We start from the raw sequence: 18,264 nt of genomic DNA on the forward strand, positions 1-18,264 counted from the left end.
AACATGATACTGATTGCAGATAGTGGTTCAACCAAAACAGATTGGCGTATTATAGATAGAAGTATTGTTGTAAGCGCAACTCAAACGCTTGGTTTTAACCCATATTATCAGGATTCTGATTCGATAGCTGCCGAACTTCAAGCTAATTTACTGCCCCATTGCAAAGGTAAAATTACACAGGTTTTTTATTATGGTACAGGCATTACCAATGCCGAGAAAGCCGAGGTATTGCGCACCGCCATACTGAAAGTTTTTAGCGAAATTGCGCATATTGATGTACAAAGCGATGTATTAGGCGCAGCAAGAGCAGCGTGCGGACATCAAGCAGGTATCGGTTGTATTTTAGGCACGGGCTCTAATTCTTGTTATTTCGATGGCGAAAAAATCGCTTTTCAAGTTCCACCGCTAGGGTTTTGGTTGGGTGATGAAGGGAGTGGAGGTCATCTTGGAAAATTGTTGCTGTTGGCGTATCTGCATAAAGAAATGCCAGCTAATATCCGATTGCTATTTGAAGAAAAATATGGAGTAATGGATAGACTGATGGTATTAGATAATGCTTATCATAAACCATTCCCGAACCGATATTTCGCTTCGTATGCCAGATTTATACATGAGAATATTCATGATACTTTTTGTTATGGTTTAGCCACTCAATCTTTTAGCTTGTTTTTTGAAAAATATATTCTGAAATACCCTATGTGTTTTGATGTAAAGCTAAACTTTGTAGGTTCTATTGGGTTTTACTACAAACAGATTTTGGCAGAAGTAGCTGAAAATAAAAAACTAAGTATCGGAAATATTTTAGCAAGTCCAATTGATGGATTAGTGAAATATCACACCGAAACGATTTAAAACTATTGTACGAAATGTCTAACCCTATACCTTATTTAGTTTTACTTACGGCTATGTATGTAGCCGGCATGATAGGTTTAAATATCCCGCTGACATCGCAATTGTTTCAATGGTTAACACCTTTTAACCTGCTTGCTTCTTTGGGAATTCTGCTCTATTTTCAAAAGCAATGGAATCGGCCTTTTATTATCTTTTGTGTCATTGCTTTTCTGACAGGCTATTTTGTTGAACTGGCAGGTGTAAAAACAGGTATGATATTCGGTCAATATCAATACGAAACTACGCTTGGTTTTAAGGTATTTGATGTGCCGCTTATGATAGGTGTAAACTGGCTTTTATTGATTTATTGCGTAGGGAGTTCTTTAACGTCGTTAGCCCAACCTGTTTATATTAAAGTAATTTTGGGAGCTTTAATAATGATGCTACTCGATATACTAGTTGAACCGGTAGCCATTCGCCTCAATATGTGGTCTTGGACAACCGCAGTGCCTCCACTTCAGAATTACATTGCTTGGTTTATTGTTTCTGCGTTTTTGTTAACTTTGTTTAATGTTTTAAAATTCAGGAAAGACAATCCGATTGCCCTCTGGCTGCTTATTTTACAGATTGGGTTTTTCGGTATTCAAAACTTTATTTATTAATCTATTTGCCCCACTAAATCAATGACTATAGATTCACATCAACATTTCTGGTATTATAATGCAGTAGATTATGCATGGATTGATGAATCAATGAAAGCAATTCAGCGTGATTTCCTGCCTGCCGACCTCGAACCTGTTTTGCAGAAAAACGGCTTCGATGGCTGTGTATTGGTACAGGTAAACCAAACCGAACAAGAGAATCATGATTTTTTGAAATTCGCTAATCTTTATGATTTTATTAAAGGAGTAGTAGGCTGGATTGATTTACGAGCTGAAAACCTGGAAGAACGCCTGAACTATTTTAAGCAGTTTGATAAACTGAAAGGTTTCAGACACATAGTGCAAGGCGAACCCGTAGGCTTTATGCAGCAAGATAGCTTTATAAAAGGCATAAAAAAAATAGCTGATTTTGATTATACCTATGATATTCTTATTTACCCAAAGCAATTGAAAGATGCGCTGCATCTGGTGCGCGAATGCCCTGCTAATAAATTTGTGATAGACCATATTGCCAAGCCTGATATTAAAAATCAGGAGGTAAACAGATGGTCGAACTACATCAAAGAAATTGCCCAGCACAGTAATGTGTATTGTAAGGTTTCGGGCATGGTAACCGAGGCAGACTGGAACAAATGGAAGAAAGAAGATTTTTATATTTATCTCGATTGGGTACTGGAGTTTTTTGGTACTGACAGAATCATGTATGGGTCTGACTGGCCAGTGTGCTTGGTAGCAGGTGCTTATGAAGAACAGTTGTCTATCGTGCAATCTTATTTCGATAAACTCACTAAAACCGAAAAAGACAAGCTTTTTGGCGAAAATGCTGTCCGTTTTTATGGTTTATAACAACAAAATAACGCAGAAAAAGAGTTTTCTCCGTTTGACTTTTGTAATTTTGGTGCTTAATTAATCTCCTTAAAATCATATAGGTTTTAAAACCGACATTGCTTGATGAAAATTTCTATTGTTACTGCCGCTTATAATTCTGCCGCAACTATTCGTGATACTATTGAGAGTGTACTTTCGCAAGACTACCCCGATATTGAATACATAGTAGCCGATGGTGCTTCAAAAGACGGTACCGTAGAGATTCTGAAATCGTACGGCGACAGAATCAAATGGGTATCAGAGAAAGACAGTGGTATTTATGAAGCGATGAGTAAGGGCGTAGCAATGGCAACCGGAGAGGTAGTTGGTATTATGGGCTCAGATGATTTCTACCCTGATAATCAAGTAATCTCTAAAGTAGCTAAGGCTTTTAAAGAATCAAAAGCGGATTCGGTTTATGGAGATTTATACTATGTGGATAGTGAAGATGTAAATAAAGTAGTACGTAACTGGAAATCAGGTAAATATAATAAAAACCGTTTCCTGACAGGTTGGATGCCTCCGCACACAGCCTTTTTCTTGAAGAAGTCAGCCTATGATGCCTATGGTTTATATGATACTTCCTTCAGAAGTGCTGGCGACTATGAATTGATGCTCAGGATGTTGTACAAACACAATGTTTCATCATATTATATACCGGAAGTTTTAATGAAAATGCGTACAGGTGGTACTAGCAATGCCTCATTGAAAAACCGTATTAGAGCTAATAAAGAAGACCGCAGAGCGTGGGATATGAACGGACTTAAACCCCGTTGGTATACCATTTATGCCAAACCGCTATCAAAAATATTCCAGTGGATTATTAAGTAAATTCCCTTGTCTGAACTTTGCCCCGGCAAAGTTCAGACAAAAAATCATTCAACAGAAAGTACCTTATAATTCTTCCCTCTAAATTCAAAAGTATCGTTTTCTGTTTTGCCCATCAGTATCTGTCCGATGGGTGCTTGTGGTGAAATAACCATAATATTCTTTCCATTCAGTGCTACTACGCCTGCCCCAACAGCCACAAAGAAATCGCCCATAGTAGTTTTAGCCAAAGCCCCCAGACTAACATTTACGTGAACTATTTGAGGATTTATTTTTTCAAGTATTAGTCTTTCCTGATGTGCCTGTTCATACATACGCCCGTTCATTTCACGGTCTAACTGGCCCATTGCACGGGCAGTTTCGTATTTATCTCCTGCCGAACTTTTACCCTCTTCGTTGGCCGAATTTTTAGCAGCTTCCATGGCCTGCCAAGAGGTATCCATGCGTTTTTCTATAATTTCTTTTACTTTTTCTAGTATCTCTGCTTTCATAAATCAAAATCTACAATGTATCCGATATGGCGTTTATGCCCCCTGCAAAGTTAAGCAGATTAGTATAACCGTATTTCGTTTTTAGTAATTCAATTGCTCTGCGGCTCCTGATTCCGCTTTGGCAATGCACAACCACAGTTTTATCTGTACTTATTTTCGGAATATGTTTTTCTAGTTCCGAAAGTGGCATTAACTCTCCGCCTATATTATAAATGTCAAACTCATGCTTTTCTCTTACGTCAATTAACTGAATAGCTGATTTTCCATGAGGCTTAGCTAATAAATCAAGATACTGTTCGTATGTTATTTCACTATCTTCATAAGCAGGTGCAAGACTAACTCCGCAGAATGCTTCATAATCTATTAATTTTTCAATGGCTGGTGCATCTGGTATCTTCGGAATTTTAAGGGTTCGGCTTTGCATCGATAAAGTATCAAGCATCAATAATTTACCCGCCAGTGGTTCTCCTATTTCGGTGATAGCCTTAATGGCCTCTAGTGCCTGCATAGAACCTATAATGCCCGGTAATACGCCTAACACGCCCGCCTCGGCGCAATTAGGCGCTTGCTCAGGTGGGGGAGGAGTCGGGAATAAATCCCGATAAGTAGCTGAACCCTTATAGTTAAACAAAGCCACTTGCCCTTCGAACCGATGAATAGCGCCATAAACAAAAGGTTTGTTCAATAGAACACAAGCATCATTTACCAGATACCGTGTCGGGAAATTATCAGTGCCATCAATTACTATATCATAATCTTTAATAATATTGAGCGCATTATTTGCCGATAACCTAAGTTCGTATTTGATAATCTCAACAAAAGGATTCAGCGCTTGCAGGCGTTTTTCTGCTTCGGTCAGTTTACTCATGCCCACTTTATCTGATGTGTAAAGCACTTGCCTTTGCAGGTTACTTGTGGCAATTGTATCGTCTTCTACAATGCCCAATGTACCCACACCAGCCGCCGCCAGATACAGAAGTATAGGGCTGCCTAATCCTCCACATCCTATCACTAATACTCGGGCCTGCTTTAGTTTTTCCTGCCCCTGCAGCCCAAATTCAGGTAAAAGAATTTGTCGGTCATAACGCCTGATTTCTTCTATACTCAATGCCATGTTAAAAATTCTTAAATTAAGCAGTAAATTAATATTTTTTATAGTTTTTTTTCTATCAACTCCAATTTTTCGGGTAAAAGTACGTTTATTTGTTACTCTTAAACAAATTTAAAAAAAACAGTTTTTCTAAAAATGAAGAAAATCATAGTTGCTCTTTCAGTTAGCATATTTACCGCACATTTTGCTGTAGCACAAACTTCTAAAACCCCTGTAAAAAAGACACCAACCCCTGCGGCAAAAGCGCCAGTAACAAAACCTTCGGCAACTGTAAGCACAAGCACAACATTGAAAAATACGATGGACTCATTGAGTTATGCTATCGGAATGAACATTGCTGCTAACCTGAAGCAACAAAATATAAAATGCAATACAGAAATGCTTGCACAAGCAGTGAGTGATGTATTGAATGGCAAAACAACAATTTTAGAACCGGGTGCTGCCAACGCATATATTCAAGGCTATTTTCAGAATGAAAGCATGAAAAAAGCAATGGCTAACCAAAAAGCAGGTGAAGCATTTTTGGCTGCTAATAAAACGAAAGCAGGCGTAGTAACATTGCCAAGTGGTATGCAGTATCTGGTAATGAAAGAGGGTACCGGGCCAAAACCTGTATCAACTGATAAAGTAAAAGTGCACTACCACGGTACATTAACCGATGGAACAGTTTTTGACAGTTCGGTAGAAAGGGGCGAACCAGCAGAGTTTGGTGTAACCCAGGTAATACAAGGTTGGGTAGATGCCCTTCAACTAATGCCGGTTGGCTCAAAATGGAAATTATTCATTCCGTCAAACCTGGCTTATGGCCCACAAGGCCCGCCAAGCATTGGCCCGAATCAGGTGTTGGTTTTTGAAGTTGAATTATTAGACATAGTAAAATAAAGTAAAGAAGCGTTGTAGGAAAAGGTGGTGAAACAGGCAAGGTATCTTTTGATAATTGTTAATAATTTAGTAACTTACTTACAATTAGCGGCTTAAGCGTATAATTTTTAAAAGTATTTTTAAATTAAACTCTCCTTTAGGGGATAGGGTTATTATGTTGGAAATTATGAAAAAAATATTAGTCCTATTCACCCTGACCGGGTTGTTTGGATGCTTTGAGAACAAAGCTCAAAACAAAGTAGCTACTAATGTACCAACTTATGGTTACAAAGAGCTGATACCTACACGCACACAAGAACAAGTTGAACAGTTTGCAACACAGTTTTTGAGTTATCACCATTATCAGAAGTTCAAACTAGATGATAATTTTTCCTCAAAAGTGTGGGATAATTTTCTCAAAGATGTAGACGGAGGCCATTCGTATTTTACAGAGGCCGACGTAGAATCTTTTGAGAAGTACCGCAATGGTATTGATGAAGATTTATTAGAAGGTGATTTGACCGCCCCTTTTGAGGTGTTTAATCTGTTCAGGCTGAAATACAAAGACCGCCATGATAAAATAATGGCTTTGCTTAACAAACCTTTTGATTTTACTGTAGATGAAACTGTTGAAGTTGACAGAGAAAAAGCATCATGGGCAAAATCGGAAGAAGAGCTTGATGAAGTGTGGCGCAAAATTGTAAAAAGCCAGGTACTAGATTTAAAACTAAGTGGTAGTAAAGATAGTGCTATTGTAGCAACACTAAAAGACCGCTATCAACGTTGGGAATCGAGAATTGCCAAATGGCGCTCGGAAGATGTATTTCAGACCTTTATGAATGCATTCTCTGAAAGTATCGACCCTCACACCAATTATATGATTCCGAGTACGGCAGCTCAATTTAATATCGAAATGAGTCAGTCAGTAGAAGGAATTGGTGCTTCGCTGAAAAACGAAGGTGATTACGTAGCCATTGCAGAAGTGATTCCGGGTGGACCATTGTTTAAAAATGGTAAAGCCGTGAAAAACGACCGCATTGTGGCAGTAGCACAAGGCGATAATAGCGCATGGCAAGATATTGTAGGTTGGTTGACCGACGATGCCGTGAAGCTAATAAGAGGTACAAAAGGAACAGTGGTGCGTATTCGTCTATTACCGGGTGATGCCCCTGCTGGTGGAACTACAAAAGAGTTAAGATTGGTACGTGAAAAAGTGAAGTTGGAAGAAGCCGTAGCCAAAGGTGAAGTTGTGCCATTTAAACACAATGGCAAAGATTATAAACTTGGTGTAATAGATATTCCGATGTTTTACCGTGACTTTGAAGATGCTCGCAAAGGTGGCGATTTCCAAAGTACTACCAAAGACGTAAAAAGATTCCTGAGCGAGTTTAAAAACAAAGGTGTAGAAGGCGTTATAATTGACCTGAGAAACAATGGCGGTGGCTCGTTGACAGAGGCAATTAACCTAACAGGGTTGTTTATTACCAAAGGACCGGTAGTACAACGCCGTGATAACAACGGAGGTGTTGATGTAGAAAGCGATACTGACCCTGAATTGGTTTATAACGGGCCATTGGTGATTCTTCAAAACCGTTTCAGTGCTTCGGCATCTGAGATTTTTGCAGGTGCAATTCAGGATTACAAACGTGGGGTTATTGTAGGCGAAAAATCTTTCGGAAAAGGTACTGTGCAACAACTGGTAGACCTTGACCAATTCTTATTATCGCCACGTACAGCTTCTACTGATAAAAAAGCATCAGCCAATGTTGGATTTGACCAAAAAGAGAAATATGGTCAGTTGAAACTTACTACCGAGAAATTCTACCGTGTTACAGGTAATAGTACTCAGCGCAAGGGCGTTTCGGCAGATATTAATCTTCCGACTCCTTTTGACCCTGAAGAAATGGGAGAAAGTTCTCAACCGGCAGCTTTGCCATTCGACCAGATAAACTCGTCTAATTATGAGAAAACCAACATCATTAACGATAAGCTTATCGGTAAGCTACAGGAAAAATACAACGAACGCCTTAACTCTGACCCTGCCATGAAACAATTGGTAGAAGATTTGGCTGAATATCGTAAAATAAAAGATATAACTGTGGTTTCGTTGAACGAAGCAAAACGTAAACAAGAGAGAGAAGAGCACGAGAAACACAGAAACGCCGTGAATAAACTAAGTACAGGAGAGAAAGACGGCAAAGACCGTGACCTGATACTAAGCGAATCGGAAAGAATCTTGTGTGATTTAATCACGATAAAATAATTGAGCTATTAGCTTAATGAAAACGAGTTATGCAGTGATGTATAGCTCGTTTTTGTTTATAGGAGTATAGTTCAGGTTGCATTTAAAGAAGATATTCTACCATTTCTCCATGTCCAGTTCTGGACAAAATCTGTCCGTTTCTGGACAGCCTATTTAATCTATTTATACCAAATATTCACTAAAACGGGCCCAAAAGGTCATTTTTTATAAATGGCATACTATTTGATTTACAAAATTGTATGAAATAAATTAGTCTTACATATTTATGAGAAAAACAATATTAGGAGAGCTAGAAGAATTGGTGTTACTGATAGTTGCCTCGAGCACCGAAGAGGTGTATGGTGTGCCTGTAATGGAGGAACTCCAACAGCAAACCGGGCGAGATTTTACTATTAGCGCAGTGCATACTACGCTTTACCGACTTGAAGAAAAAGGTTTTCTGTCGTCTTCGGTTGGTGGGGCTACTGCCGAAAGGGGAGGGAGGCGTAAACGTCTATTTGCACTAACAGCCGCCGGGGGTAAAGCATTGCTGGAAATTCAGGAAATGCGTAACCGTTTATGGCAGTCTATTCCACAAAATAAGCTTCAATTACTCATTCCGAATCAAAGTATTGAAAAGTAATATAAATTTCTATGAAAAAGCAACAAGAATCCTCCTCTCAACACAAACAACAGCCTCCTCGTTGGGCTGACAAGCTTTTAGAATGGTTTGTAGCGCCACACCTACTAGAATATGTACAGGGCGATCTACACGAAGATTTTTACAACCAGGTTTCCAAGGTTGGTCTAAATAAAGCCCGACGAGCGTATATCTGGGCAGTAGTACATTGCCTTACGCCTTTCTTTATAAAGCGAAAAAAGACCGAATACAGCTATAGTTATAACAAGCAATCTCATAAATCTCCTTTATTTACTCACATGTTATCAAGCTACTTTACCATCGCATTTCGGAATTTATGGCGACACAAGGCTTTTACGGCCATTAATATTGTCGGCTTGGCTCTTGGGCTGGCAGTATGCCTGTTGATAGTATTATTTGTATCACACGAATCTAGTTATGACAGTTACCATATTGGTTCAGACAGAATGTATCGGATGACCATGAATTTCAGGATGGATGGTAAAGACATGAATTTTGCTTATGTTAGTGAACCCGCCGGGCCAGCTTTGCTAAGAGAATATCCGGGAGTTGAGGCGATTACGCTTTTACGAGATGATAGCGATATGCTTGTTAAAAATGGCAACAGTATATTTAAAGAAGAGAACATTGCATTTGTTGACTCTAACTTCTTCTCTTTTTTTGCACTACCGATGTTGAAGGGCAATGTGACTAATGTACTTACTGAACCTAGAACATTGGTTATTACAAAAACAACTGCAAGGAAATATTTTGGCGACGCCGACGCAATTGGAAAAACCTTAGAAATGGGCAACTTAGGGCTTTTTAGGGTAACAGGTGTTTGTGAAGATGTGCCTTCTAATACACATTTTCATTATGATATGTTTGGGTCTGTAAAGTCTGTAAATAGAGGTACTAAATGGCTAGCTAGTGGGGCACATACTTATGTGCGGCTTCGTTCGGGGTATTCGGTTCAGCAGTTGGTAGCACAAAGTGAGAAATTGGTAAGTAAATATGCTTCTGCCGAAATCAAGGAGTTTTTTGGAACCAGTTTTTCTGAGTTTCAGCAAAAAGGAAACCGAATGGGCTTCAGTTTTCAACCCATTACAGATATTCACTTGCATTCTAATCTGGAAGACGAACTAGAGGCAAATAGCGATGTGAAGTATATCTACATTTTCTCTGCCATTGCAGTATTTATTCTGTTGCTAGCCTGTATTAATTTCATGAATTTATCTACTGCTGGGTCGGCTGGGCGTTCAAAAGAGGTAGGTATCCGCAAGGTTCTAGGTTCTGTACAAAGTCAGTTAGTGAGTCAATTTCTGATAGAGTCTGTATTACTTACTTTTCTGGCATTAATTCTAGCTTTAGGCTTTGTTGTGTTATTATTGCCCAGCTTCAATGATTTAACAGGCAAATACTTTACACTAAGTGCAATTTTTAACTGGCAGCTACTCTTAGCTGCAATGGGAGCTTGTCTTATCATTGGCTTATTGGCTGGGAGTTATCCCGCCTTTGTTCTTTCATCTTTCAAGCCTATTGCGGTGCTGAAAGGTAAATTGCAGGCTAATCTACGTAGTGGTTGGTTACGCAATAGTTTAGTAACGGGACAATTTGTTGTGTCAATTGGTATTATTATAGCCACTATTGTTGCTAAACAACAATTGCATTTTATACAAAACAAAAAGGTTGGCTTTGATAAAGAACAGGTTTTGGTGCTGCATGATACGCAAGTATTAGGTGATAAATTAAATGCTTTTAAAACCGAATTGTCTGGCCTATCATCTGTCGTTAAGGTATCTTTAGCAGGCTTCTTACCTGCTGGAACGTCTCGCGAGAGCGTAGATGGAATTCAGTTCAGAGACGGTGCTCGAACAGGTACGCATAGAAACAAAAGTTATTTTATTGATGAAGACTACCTACCTACGCTTGGTATTCGCTTGGCGCAGGGGCGCAATTTTGTAAAGTCTTCTTCTGAAAGTTCATCGGTGTTGATAAACGAATCAGCGGCTAAAGTATATGGTTTTAAGAATCCGATTGGTCAACAAATTTCAACAATAGGCGATGGCTCAGAGGGAAGTAAGCGCACTTATACGGTTGTTGGGGTAGTAAAAGATTTTCATTTCGAAAATATGCATCAGAGCATTGCGCCTTTGGTGATGTTTTATGGAGGCGATAATACACAATTGGCATTACGGATTCAGGCAAACGATTTACCTGTTCTTTTAAATAGCATTGAAAAATTATGGAAGGCTGAAACTGATAATCCTTTTGCCTATTCGTTTTTAAACGAAAGATTTAATACCATATATCAATCTGAACAGCGAATAGGTGAGTTATTTAGTGTTTTTGCTGGTTTGGCTATTATAATTGCGTGTCTGGGTTTATTCGGTTTAGCTGCTTTTACTACTCACCAGCGCACCAAAGAGGTTGGGGTTCGCAAAGTCTTGGGAGCCTCTGTGGGCAGTATTGTTACGCTTTTATTGACAAACTATCTGAAATTGATTTTGCTAGCCATTGTTATTGCTTCGCCTATTGCCGGATACACCATGAATCAATGGTTAAAAGATTTTGCCTATAAAGTTGATTTATCATGGTGGGTATTTGCATTAGCAGGAGTAGTAGCTATATTCGTAGCGATTCTGACCGTCAGTTATCAGGCCATCAAAGCAGCCTTGGTAAATCCTGTGAAGAGTTTGCGAAGTGAATAGTATTTGTTTTCAATGAAAAAGCACCGTTTTGTGGCGGCGCTTTTTCGTTTATAGACTTTATAATGAATCTTATATAGTAGAATCTGGCTTTGCCGAATCGGCTGGAGGTAGCGGTACTACCTGTTGTTGAGGCTGTGGCAATGGCAGATTAGTTGGTATCTGTGGTTCGTCCAAAAACTCTACATCAACTATAAAATATTTGGTTTCACCATTCCACGGAAAACGGAAAAATTTCTCCTGATATTTTAGCGTTACACGTTCTCCTGTTTTTAAGGCTTGTTGTAGTTTAGGTTTAACCGAATCTAATTTACATGAAAAATCCCAGTAGCGAGGTGTGAGTGTACCGGTTTCACCTGAATAGCCTCCCTCGTTCAGAACACCTTCTAAGGTTTTAAAAACATATCCTCTTTCACTTATTTTCGAGATAGTTCCGGCTCTTTCTCCACTTGAATAATATCCAGCAGTAAGATAATAGAATATTCCCAAGACTACCAATAATAATACTATAAGAAAAATTCTAAGTTTCATTGTGTTATCGTTTATGTGAGTTTATGATGCAAATGAAACGATTTTTGAGAGAATTGCAAAAATTATGAGGTCAATATTAAATGAAATTGAAGCGTAAATTAAGCCCGATATTGTAAGGGCGTATCTTTAGATAGTTGTTAGCATCGAACGATTGCGAAAGACTATATCTGAAAGTAGGCTCAATCCAGATAGATTTTCCACCTTTCACTGGGTAAGATAAACCTACTGACGCATTTACATAATATCCAAAATCTTTATTGTTAAGCACGTGTACGGCTTCGGCGCCTGCTATGGCATAGACTTTGGTTTTTTTCTGGCTTACCAGATACGCATTATCTACTTTTAAACCAAGGGTTTGTAAAAACTGGCTCTGTGCTACTTTCTCGCCTATACCTACTAGCGTATAAGAGCCATTATCGGCCGTTTGTACCTCATACTCACCACTATTTATTTCATAGTTAGCCCACTGTTGTACACCTGTATAAGTGCCTGAAACACCGATTGAAAAACGGTTTGATAGTGGTTTCATAGCTCCAGCTCTGAGTTGCACACCCAAGCGTTGGTTGTCTATTGCATCAAGGCGGCCAACTTGTTGAATATATGCATTGTTTTGAGGCAAAACAGTAAATGCCTGGTAGGTTTGTAAAGGCATAAAGCTAGCCGAAAATACAGTTTGGCGGTATTGTTTCGGCTCTTTTTCCTGAAAAGGTTTTTCTGCGTTATAAGCAATAGCAGTGAAAGGTTTTCTGATTGCTTTTGGCTGAAATGCTTTACCTGATAATTCCTCTAATTTTAAGTCTGTTTCTGTTTTGTTATCGGTATTAGCATTAGCCAACGTACTCTCATCATCAGTAATTTTTTGATTACTGTCAGAATCTGAAACAGGAGGCTTATTGGCTGAGTCTACTTTCTTTTTGTTACTGGTATTATCTTTAGCCAATAAAGGTGCCGTATTACCTGCTTTAGTGTTTGCTTTATTGCTGATAGTTTTGTTTCTATCTGATACACCATTTTTATCTGTCGGTGTATTAGCAGCTATATTATCATTGCTTGGTGCTGCTGTTTGCGCATCAATTGTTTTTTCTGATGCTTGTGGGGTAGACTCGTTGGCTTTATTTCCGTTAACTGATGGCTGTGCTGTTGATTTTTTATTGCTATCTTTAGTGGCGGTCATATTTGCGGTTTCGTTGTTGTTTAGCAACCACCATAAGCTACCCAATAACAGCACAAGGCCAGCGGCAATGCCAATACGGTAGAATAGAGGAACAATAATGCCACGACGGCGTTTTTTAGGCTGAATAGCCTCTTGTATTTTTAGCCAGCTTATAGCTTGCGGCTCTGCTTCGTAATCTTTGAATTTCTGAGCCAGATTAACGCCTGCCTGAATCTTTGCCCATGAGTCATCTTGTGGCTCGGGCTCGTATTCTTTCATGCGTTGGCTGAGGTCTACGCTTGCACGGATTTTCTCCCACGACTCATCCTGAGGCTCAGCCTCAAAATTCTGAAACATCTGCGAAAGTTGCATAGACGCACGAATCTTCTCCCAGGATTCATCCTGAGGTTCGGCTTCGTAGTTATTAAACATTTCCGATAGTTTCTTCTTTATTTCGTCTTCCGCTTGCATATTACATTCCCGAGTGGGGAATACCTCTTTTAAATTTTAAACAGTTACACCCATTTCAATGAGCTTTCTTCTTAAATGTACTTTAGCTCTTGAGAGCTGAGACTTTGATGTACCCTCTGAAATACCTAAAATTTTAGCTATTTCGTTGTGTTCGTAGCCATCAATCAAGTATAAGTTTACTACCATTCTATAGCCGTCCGAAAGTTCGTTAATCAACGAAACAATTTCTTCGTGGCCTAGCTGCGATATAGCGCTTATATCGGCATTGCTCGTATCTTCCAGTACATGATAATCAACAAACTGTCGTTCGTTCGAATTCTGCCTGTAATGGTCAATGGCCGTTCGGATTACCAACGATTTTACCCAATACTCAACCGACTCAGGTTTTTGCAAATCCTGAATTTTATTAAAAACCTTAATAAAAGCCTCCTGAAAAATATCTTCGGCTTCCATAACCGTACGTGCGTACCGACGACAAATACCCAACAACCGACCTTTATAGAGATTATAAAAGGCGGCTTGCGCTCTGGGATCGTTCCTTTGGCATCCAAGTACTAATTCTATCTCATTGGGCATTCTAAAAAGGATTGCAGTGTTCTTAGTAATAACGTTTTAAATAGGCTAGCATTATCTGCCCCGATAACCGCAATACAGGCTTTAGCCTTTTCTTGCCGCCACAAAATTGCCACTAGCATCAAAGCTTAAAATATAAATTTCACTGCCAGCTTTGATAACTAATATATATGAAAACAATTGATTGTCGACATAATTTGTCAGACCCTTCAATAAGATCCAACTGTCATAATAGGTATTAATGTACGCCCTTATATTTTCGGTAATCTCACTTTCTTGTATAAGTTTTGCTACAATTTGCCCTGTATTAAATCTCAACAAGGTTTCTACCACACTCATTACTTTGCCTTTATCATCAAAAGAATAGTTGATGGCGAAGTTATCTTTGATGATAGCCACCCAATAAATGCTTTTGCCTTTATCGGTAATAAGCGAGGTTTGTATATAGTCAAACTCTGTATATCTATCTGTGAGAAGTGTAGTAATTGTTTCAGGTAAGTCTTTGGGCTGAATGGTCTTTATTTCATATTTCCCACTCGATGCTCCCAATGGCCCGCACACCTGCATTCCTTTTATAAATTCGCCGTGTGCATTAAACTGCAACGAAAACTGCTTTCTATTAGCAGTAATCAGAATAAAATAACCTTGCAATTTGGCATTCTGCGAAAACACAATTCCATTTTCGTAGGTCCACTCTGTAAAGTTCAAATTCAGCCCATCAATAATGGGCTGAGGTAAATCTTTTAGGGTCAATAACCGGTATTCCAGTGGATTAAAAGGGGCATTAATGCCTAATGTGCCCCACCTCAGTACATTTCCTTTTTCATCAAAGAGGTATTCAAAGCTTGTGAGTTCTTTGCTTATTACAACCGAGTAAAGTTTAGTACCACCTTGTATAGACACCGCCGCTTTAACAAAACTGTAACCCGAATGCTTACTTTCCAGGTAAGTACTTATAACATTTGGTAAATCTTTTTGCTCAATAAAATAAATTTTAGGTGGGCCACCTGTGCCTATTTGCTGAGCATCTGGTCTATCGTTTGATGCCACCATAACCAGGGTGCCTGTACCATCAAAAATAATGGCTATATCTTTGCCATCGGTAAGCGTAACAATTACTTTGTAGCCTATAACTGTTGTATGATTTAGAGCTAATTGCTGGCATACATTTCTTACAATAGCTCCCGGAAAATTTGTATTTATATAAGTTTTGGCATTGTCGGGTAATTGTACTCCAGTAGCTATTCTATAAGTTTCTGTGATTTTACCTGTATTATTGACAATAGCCGACATGCGGTCAACTTTATACTGAAAATTAGATTCCCATAGCTTGCCTTTTTCAAGCGTCGAAAATTTTATCTGAGTTGCTTCCGGAAAACCCTGCTTAATGGCATTTACTGCCATCTGCGGAACTGCCTCGCCAGGAATCACAACTGGTTGAAGATCTTTCACGCTATCGCAAGCTGAGAAAACACAGCCTACAACGAGTAGGTATATGTAGAGTTTTTTCATCTTTAGCTTTAATATCTTCTAATCGGTTCTAAAATAAAGACGTGGGGCAATAAAATTTGGTTGCATTGAAATCGTTATAAAAACTTTTTTACCAGATAAATCGCAAGATTTAGCAATAGGCTCAGAATTATCATCGTAACAACGGGAAAATAAATGCGGGTATTGCCTTTTTCGTAGCGGATGTCGCCGGGTAGGCGACCAAGCCAGTTTAGTTTGTCAGCAAAGAAATAAACGATGATACCAATTAAAATAACGGCAAGGCCAATGAAGATAAGATATTTTCCTGTGTTTTGATTCATTACTAACTATTTTTGCAGAAAAACCGGATAATTTAATTATGACCCACGAGAAACTCGAAGACGCCCACAAATTTAAGCTTTGGAAGAAGAATTTGGTAGAAAACGGATTAAAAATCAATCAGATAGACCAGCATTATACCAGATACCGCTATAATGGAGAAATATTGTTTACACTACTGATGCTAGATGCTGAAACGCCCGAAGGAGATAAAATACCACCGATATGTTTCTTAAAAGGAGAGGTTGTATCAGTTTTAGTATGCCTTATTGATAAAGATACACAAGAGAAACACCTTTTATTGGTAAAGCAAAGACGAATCGCCGAGGGCGCTTTTACTTATGAGCATCCGGCCGGAATGGTTGATAATACCAAAACCCCTTTGGAAATTGCTGTGCAAGAAGTAAAAGAGGAAACAGGATTGGCTATTACTGCTGAGCAATTGGTTGATGTAACCCCGCAGACAAGGGTTTTCCCGAGTACAGGAACAAGCGATGAAGCCATGTATCTATATTATTGTGAACTGACGATGTCGGCCGAAGAAATAGCAGACCTGAACGAAAAAGAAATGGGTACAGATTATGAATTTGAACGCATAACCACCCATATTTTGCCTTTTGCGCAGGCGCATCGTTTAATCAACAATTCGAATGCGCTTTTGCTTAATTATCTGTATCTGGCCAAAATAAAAGATTTTGCGCTGATGGCTCAGCTTTGATAAACTAAAAAATCCTGTCTCGCAAAAAGACAGGATTTTTTGTTTTATTAGACACCCAATTTATTGGGTGTCTAATAAAACAAAGGAATATTTTTATAGAAAGTGCCGACTTGAGTCGGCACTGTAATTAAAATCATCTTTGTTGAATTATACTAATTTCCAACCTTCACGGTATTGACGTTGTACAAATTGGTTGGCCTCATCAAAGTTAGTAATCTTCATGTTAGTACCATCCCAAAGTAGTTTTTTACGTCCGTCGTAGTTAAAACCATTACTGCCGTTTGGTTTACGTAGATTATAGCTACGGATAGCCAAGTTACCCATTAATACTGTTTCAGTTAGTGGGCCTGAGTAGTCGAAAGATGAAGAAAGAGCTTTGTGCTCTTTGCTGTTGAAGCCTGCTTTACAAGCCTCAGCCCATGATGCCTGGTGACCATGTTCTGGCAATGGTTTAGCGTTAGGGTCTGCTTTCGGATCTGGTTTTGGCATAAGGTCGATTTTCTCACCTGTTTTCAAATAGATTTTAGGCGTATTACCATAAGTGCCACAAGTCATTACACCCTTAGTACCAATCATCAATACACCATTCGAACTATCAGCCTCAGCAAGTGGCTCATTTGCCGGAATCCACTCTGGGTGGAACGGACGAATACCACCATCTGTCCAGTACATAGTTACAGGCACTTTGTTTCGTTTGGTAGCAGGGAATTTAATCTGAACGCTTGAAGATGGAGGGCATCCTTCCGGGTTATACTCAGGGCTCCAGTCTTTCAAGAATACTTGTCCAACACTACATTCAACTTCAGTTGGGTAGCCTAGTCCTAATACTCTGAACGCAGGGTCAATCAAGTGACAACCCATATCGCCAAGTGCACCAGTTCCGAAGTTCCACCAGCCACGCCATTTGAATGGGTGATATAGTGGGTGATAGTCAACCCAAGAAGCAGTACCTACCCACAAATCCCAGTCTTGCGGAGTCATTGAATCAATCAAAGCAGGTTTATCTGTTGGTACAGGGTTTCCTTGAGGCCATACAGGGCGGTTGGTCCAGATATGTACATCGCTTACAGGCCCGATAGTGCCTTTGTCTAACCAATCCATCATTATTTTTTGAGTAGGGTTAGATGCACCTTGGTTACCCATCTGAGACACCACTTTGTATTTACGGGCTCCTTCGGTTAGTTTACGAGCTTCATAAATATCGTGTGTCAAAGGTTTTTGAACATACACGTGTTTGCCCAATTGCATAGCAGCCATAGTAGCTACTGCGTGTTGATGGTCAGGGGTAGAAATGGTAACAGCATCAATATCGCCTTTCATTTCATCAAGCATTACTCTATAGTCTTTGTAACGCTTAGCATTCGGAAATTTCTCAAGGCTACCTTTACAACGAGCCATATCAACATCACAAAGGGCTACTACATTGTTTACACCGTTATTATAAGCGTTTGCAATGTCAGAACCACCTTTACCACCGGCACCAATAGCCGCAATATTTAATTTATCGCTTGGGGCAAGAAAACCTTTGCCTAATACATGACGAGGTACAATAAAGAATCCACTAGCAGCAATAGCACCGCTTTTGATAAAATCCCTTCTGTTCGTTGTCTTTTTGTTTTGCATTATCGAAGAGTTGAATAGTGAAAATTAGATTTAAAAAGTGTAGTAAAACGCAGGAAGGTTTTACAATTTAATAAGTTTATTTTTTACGCTTGATTTTAAACTCAAACTTACAAAAAAAACTGTTTACATGATAAATTTTGTAGAA

17 protein-coding genes are annotated in these 18,264 nt (G+C 39.1%); 9 read left to right on the plus strand and 8 right to left on the minus strand.

What is annotated here, in order from left to right; translation table 11 throughout:
* Window positions 1-3: 3 nt before the first annotated feature.
* The 4 genes from WAE64_RS03110 to WAE64_RS03125 all read left to right on the plus strand — a co-directional run bounded on the left by WAE64_RS03110 (window position 4) and on the right by WAE64_RS03125 (window position 3,191).
* A complete protein-coding gene (locus WAE64_RS03110) occupies window positions 4-852 on the plus strand; it encodes an N-acetylglucosamine kinase (protein ID WP_340234476.1) in 849 nt (282 codons plus the stop codon).
* Window positions 853-866: 14 nt separating this feature from the next.
* On the plus strand, window positions 867-1,493 hold the full coding sequence (locus tag WAE64_RS03115; RefSeq protein WP_340234478.1) for a carotenoid biosynthesis protein: 627 nt from the start codon (window positions 867-869) through the stop codon (window positions 1,491-1,493).
* A gap of 21 nt (window positions 1,494-1,514) precedes the next feature.
* A complete protein-coding gene (locus WAE64_RS03120; RefSeq protein WP_340234480.1) occupies window positions 1,515-2,339 on the plus strand; it encodes an amidohydrolase family protein in 825 nt (274 codons plus the stop codon).
* A 105-nt stretch (window positions 2,340-2,444) separates the two neighbouring features.
* Window positions 2,445-3,191, plus strand: a complete 747-nt coding sequence (locus WAE64_RS03125) for a glycosyltransferase family 2 protein (RefSeq protein ID WP_340234482.1) — start codon at window positions 2,445-2,447, stop codon at window positions 3,189-3,191.
* A gap of 44 nt (window positions 3,192-3,235) precedes the next feature.
* On the opposite strand, the gene WAE64_RS03130 is transcribed toward WAE64_RS03125, so the two are convergent.
* Together WAE64_RS03130 and moeB are read right to left on the minus strand one after the other, a co-directional pair.
* Window positions 3,236-3,679 carry a transcription elongation factor gene (locus WAE64_RS03130; protein WP_340234484.1) on the minus strand — a complete coding sequence of 148 codons (444 nt, stop codon included), beginning with the start codon at window positions 3,677-3,679 and terminating at the stop codon, window positions 3,236-3,238.
* A gap of 10 nt (window positions 3,680-3,689) precedes the next feature.
* Window positions 3,690-4,793, minus strand: coding sequence for a molybdopterin-synthase adenylyltransferase MoeB (gene moeB / locus WAE64_RS03135; RefSeq protein WP_340234486.1), 1,104 nt, complete (start codon window positions 4,791-4,793; stop codon window positions 3,690-3,692).
* A 132-nt stretch (window positions 4,794-4,925) separates the two neighbouring features.
* On the opposite strand from moeB, the gene WAE64_RS03140 reads away from it, so the two are divergent.
* The 4 genes from WAE64_RS03140 to WAE64_RS03155 all read left to right on the plus strand — a co-directional run bounded on the left by WAE64_RS03140 (window position 4,926) and on the right by WAE64_RS03155 (window position 11,244).
* Window positions 4,926-5,672 carry a BamJ family beta-barrel-assembly machinery protein gene (locus WAE64_RS03140; RefSeq protein ID WP_340234488.1) on the plus strand — a complete coding sequence of 249 codons (747 nt, stop codon included), beginning with the start codon at window positions 4,926-4,928 and terminating at the stop codon, window positions 5,670-5,672.
* A gap of 166 nt (window positions 5,673-5,838) precedes the next feature.
* A complete protein-coding gene (locus WAE64_RS03145; protein ID WP_340234490.1) occupies window positions 5,839-7,914 on the plus strand; it encodes a carboxy terminal-processing peptidase in 2,076 nt (691 codons plus the stop codon).
* Between the two features lie 265 nt (window positions 7,915-8,179).
* Window positions 8,180-8,536: a PadR family transcriptional regulator gene (locus WAE64_RS03150; protein ID WP_340234492.1), complete on the plus strand. Its 357-nt coding sequence runs from the start codon at window positions 8,180-8,182 to the stop codon at window positions 8,534-8,536.
* 11 nt (window positions 8,537-8,547) lie between these two features.
* Window positions 8,548-11,244: an ABC transporter permease gene (locus tag WAE64_RS03155; protein WP_340234494.1), complete on the plus strand. Its 2,697-nt coding sequence runs from the start codon at window positions 8,548-8,550 to the stop codon at window positions 11,242-11,244.
* A 69-nt stretch (window positions 11,245-11,313) separates the two neighbouring features.
* Here the strand turns inward: WAE64_RS03155 and WAE64_RS03160 are convergent, their stop codons facing one another.
* The 5 genes from WAE64_RS03160 to WAE64_RS03180 form a co-directional block, all read right to left on the minus strand.
* Window positions 11,314-11,772, minus strand: coding sequence for a hypothetical protein (locus WAE64_RS03160; RefSeq protein ID WP_340234496.1), 459 nt, complete (start codon window positions 11,770-11,772; stop codon window positions 11,314-11,316).
* Between the two features lie 76 nt (window positions 11,773-11,848).
* Window positions 11,849-13,396 (minus strand): hypothetical protein, encoded by a 1,548-nt coding sequence (locus tag WAE64_RS03165; RefSeq protein ID WP_340234498.1) that lies wholly within the window; start codon window positions 13,394-13,396, stop codon window positions 11,849-11,851.
* A gap of 36 nt (window positions 13,397-13,432) precedes the next feature.
* On the minus strand, window positions 13,433-13,972 hold the full coding sequence (locus WAE64_RS03170; protein WP_340234500.1) for an RNA polymerase sigma factor: 540 nt from the start codon (window positions 13,970-13,972) through the stop codon (window positions 13,433-13,435).
* A gap of 81 nt (window positions 13,973-14,053) precedes the next feature.
* A complete protein-coding gene (locus WAE64_RS03175) occupies window positions 14,054-15,481 on the minus strand; it encodes a hypothetical protein (RefSeq protein WP_340234502.1) in 1,428 nt (475 codons plus the stop codon).
* A gap of 74 nt (window positions 15,482-15,555) precedes the next feature.
* A complete protein-coding gene (locus WAE64_RS03180; RefSeq protein WP_340234504.1) occupies window positions 15,556-15,780 on the minus strand; it encodes a DUF2905 domain-containing protein in 225 nt (74 codons plus the stop codon).
* Between the two features lie 38 nt (window positions 15,781-15,818).
* Here WAE64_RS03180 and WAE64_RS03185 point away from each other — a divergent pair, with 38 nt between their 5' ends.
* Window positions 15,819-16,496, plus strand: coding sequence for an NUDIX domain-containing protein (locus WAE64_RS03185; RefSeq protein WP_340234506.1), 678 nt, complete (start codon window positions 15,819-15,821; stop codon window positions 16,494-16,496).
* Between the two features lie 147 nt (window positions 16,497-16,643).
* On the opposite strand, the gene WAE64_RS03190 is transcribed toward WAE64_RS03185, so the two are convergent.
* Window positions 16,644-18,119, minus strand: a complete 1,476-nt coding sequence (locus WAE64_RS03190) for a Gfo/Idh/MocA family protein (protein WP_340234508.1) — start codon at window positions 18,117-18,119, stop codon at window positions 16,644-16,646.
* Window positions 18,120-18,264 lie beyond the last annotated feature (145 nt).

The sequence above is a fragment of the Emticicia soli genome (genome assembly GCF_037860775.1).
Taxonomy (GTDB): domain Bacteria; phylum Bacteroidota; class Bacteroidia; order Cytophagales; family Spirosomataceae; genus Emticicia; species Emticicia soli.

Coding starts and splice junctions, on each gene's coding strand:
- WAE64_RS03110 (WP_340234476.1), top strand. CDS start 4: ATGATACTGATTGCAGATAGTGGTTCAACCAAAACAGATTGGCGTATT.
- WAE64_RS03115 (WP_340234478.1), top strand. CDS start 867: ATGTCTAACCCTATACCTTATTTAGTTTTACTTACGGCTATGTATGTA.
- WAE64_RS03120 (WP_340234480.1), top strand. CDS start 1,515: ATGACTATAGATTCACATCAACATTTCTGGTATTATAATGCAGTAGAT.
- WAE64_RS03125 (WP_340234482.1), top strand. CDS start 2,445: ATGAAAATTTCTATTGTTACTGCCGCTTATAATTCTGCCGCAACTATT.
- WAE64_RS03130 (WP_340234484.1), bottom strand. CDS start 3,679: ATGAAAGCAGAGATACTAGAAAAAGTAAAAGAAATTATAGAAAAACGC.
- moeB (WP_340234486.1), bottom strand. CDS start 4,793: ATGGCATTGAGTATAGAAGAAATCAGGCGTTATGACCGACAAATTCTT.
- WAE64_RS03140 (WP_340234488.1), top strand. CDS start 4,926: ATGAAGAAAATCATAGTTGCTCTTTCAGTTAGCATATTTACCGCACAT.
- WAE64_RS03145 (WP_340234490.1), top strand. CDS start 5,839: ATGAAAAAAATATTAGTCCTATTCACCCTGACCGGGTTGTTTGGATGC.
- WAE64_RS03150 (WP_340234492.1), top strand. CDS start 8,180: ATGAGAAAAACAATATTAGGAGAGCTAGAAGAATTGGTGTTACTGATA.
- WAE64_RS03155 (WP_340234494.1), top strand. CDS start 8,548: ATGAAAAAGCAACAAGAATCCTCCTCTCAACACAAACAACAGCCTCCT.
- WAE64_RS03160 (WP_340234496.1), bottom strand. CDS start 11,772: ATGAAACTTAGAATTTTTCTTATAGTATTATTATTGGTAGTCTTGGGA.
- WAE64_RS03165 (WP_340234498.1), bottom strand. CDS start 13,396: ATGCAAGCGGAAGACGAAATAAAGAAGAAACTATCGGAAATGTTTAAT.
- WAE64_RS03170 (WP_340234500.1), bottom strand. CDS start 13,972: ATGCCCAATGAGATAGAATTAGTACTTGGATGCCAAAGGAACGATCCC.
- WAE64_RS03175 (WP_340234502.1), bottom strand. CDS start 15,481: ATGAAAAAACTCTACATATACCTACTCGTTGTAGGCTGTGTTTTCTCA.
- WAE64_RS03180 (WP_340234504.1), bottom strand. CDS start 15,780: ATGAATCAAAACACAGGAAAATATCTTATCTTCATTGGCCTTGCCGTT.
- WAE64_RS03185 (WP_340234506.1), top strand. CDS start 15,819: ATGACCCACGAGAAACTCGAAGACGCCCACAAATTTAAGCTTTGGAAG.
- WAE64_RS03190 (WP_340234508.1), bottom strand. CDS start 18,119: ATGCAAAACAAAAAGACAACGAACAGAAGGGATTTTATCAAAAGCGGT.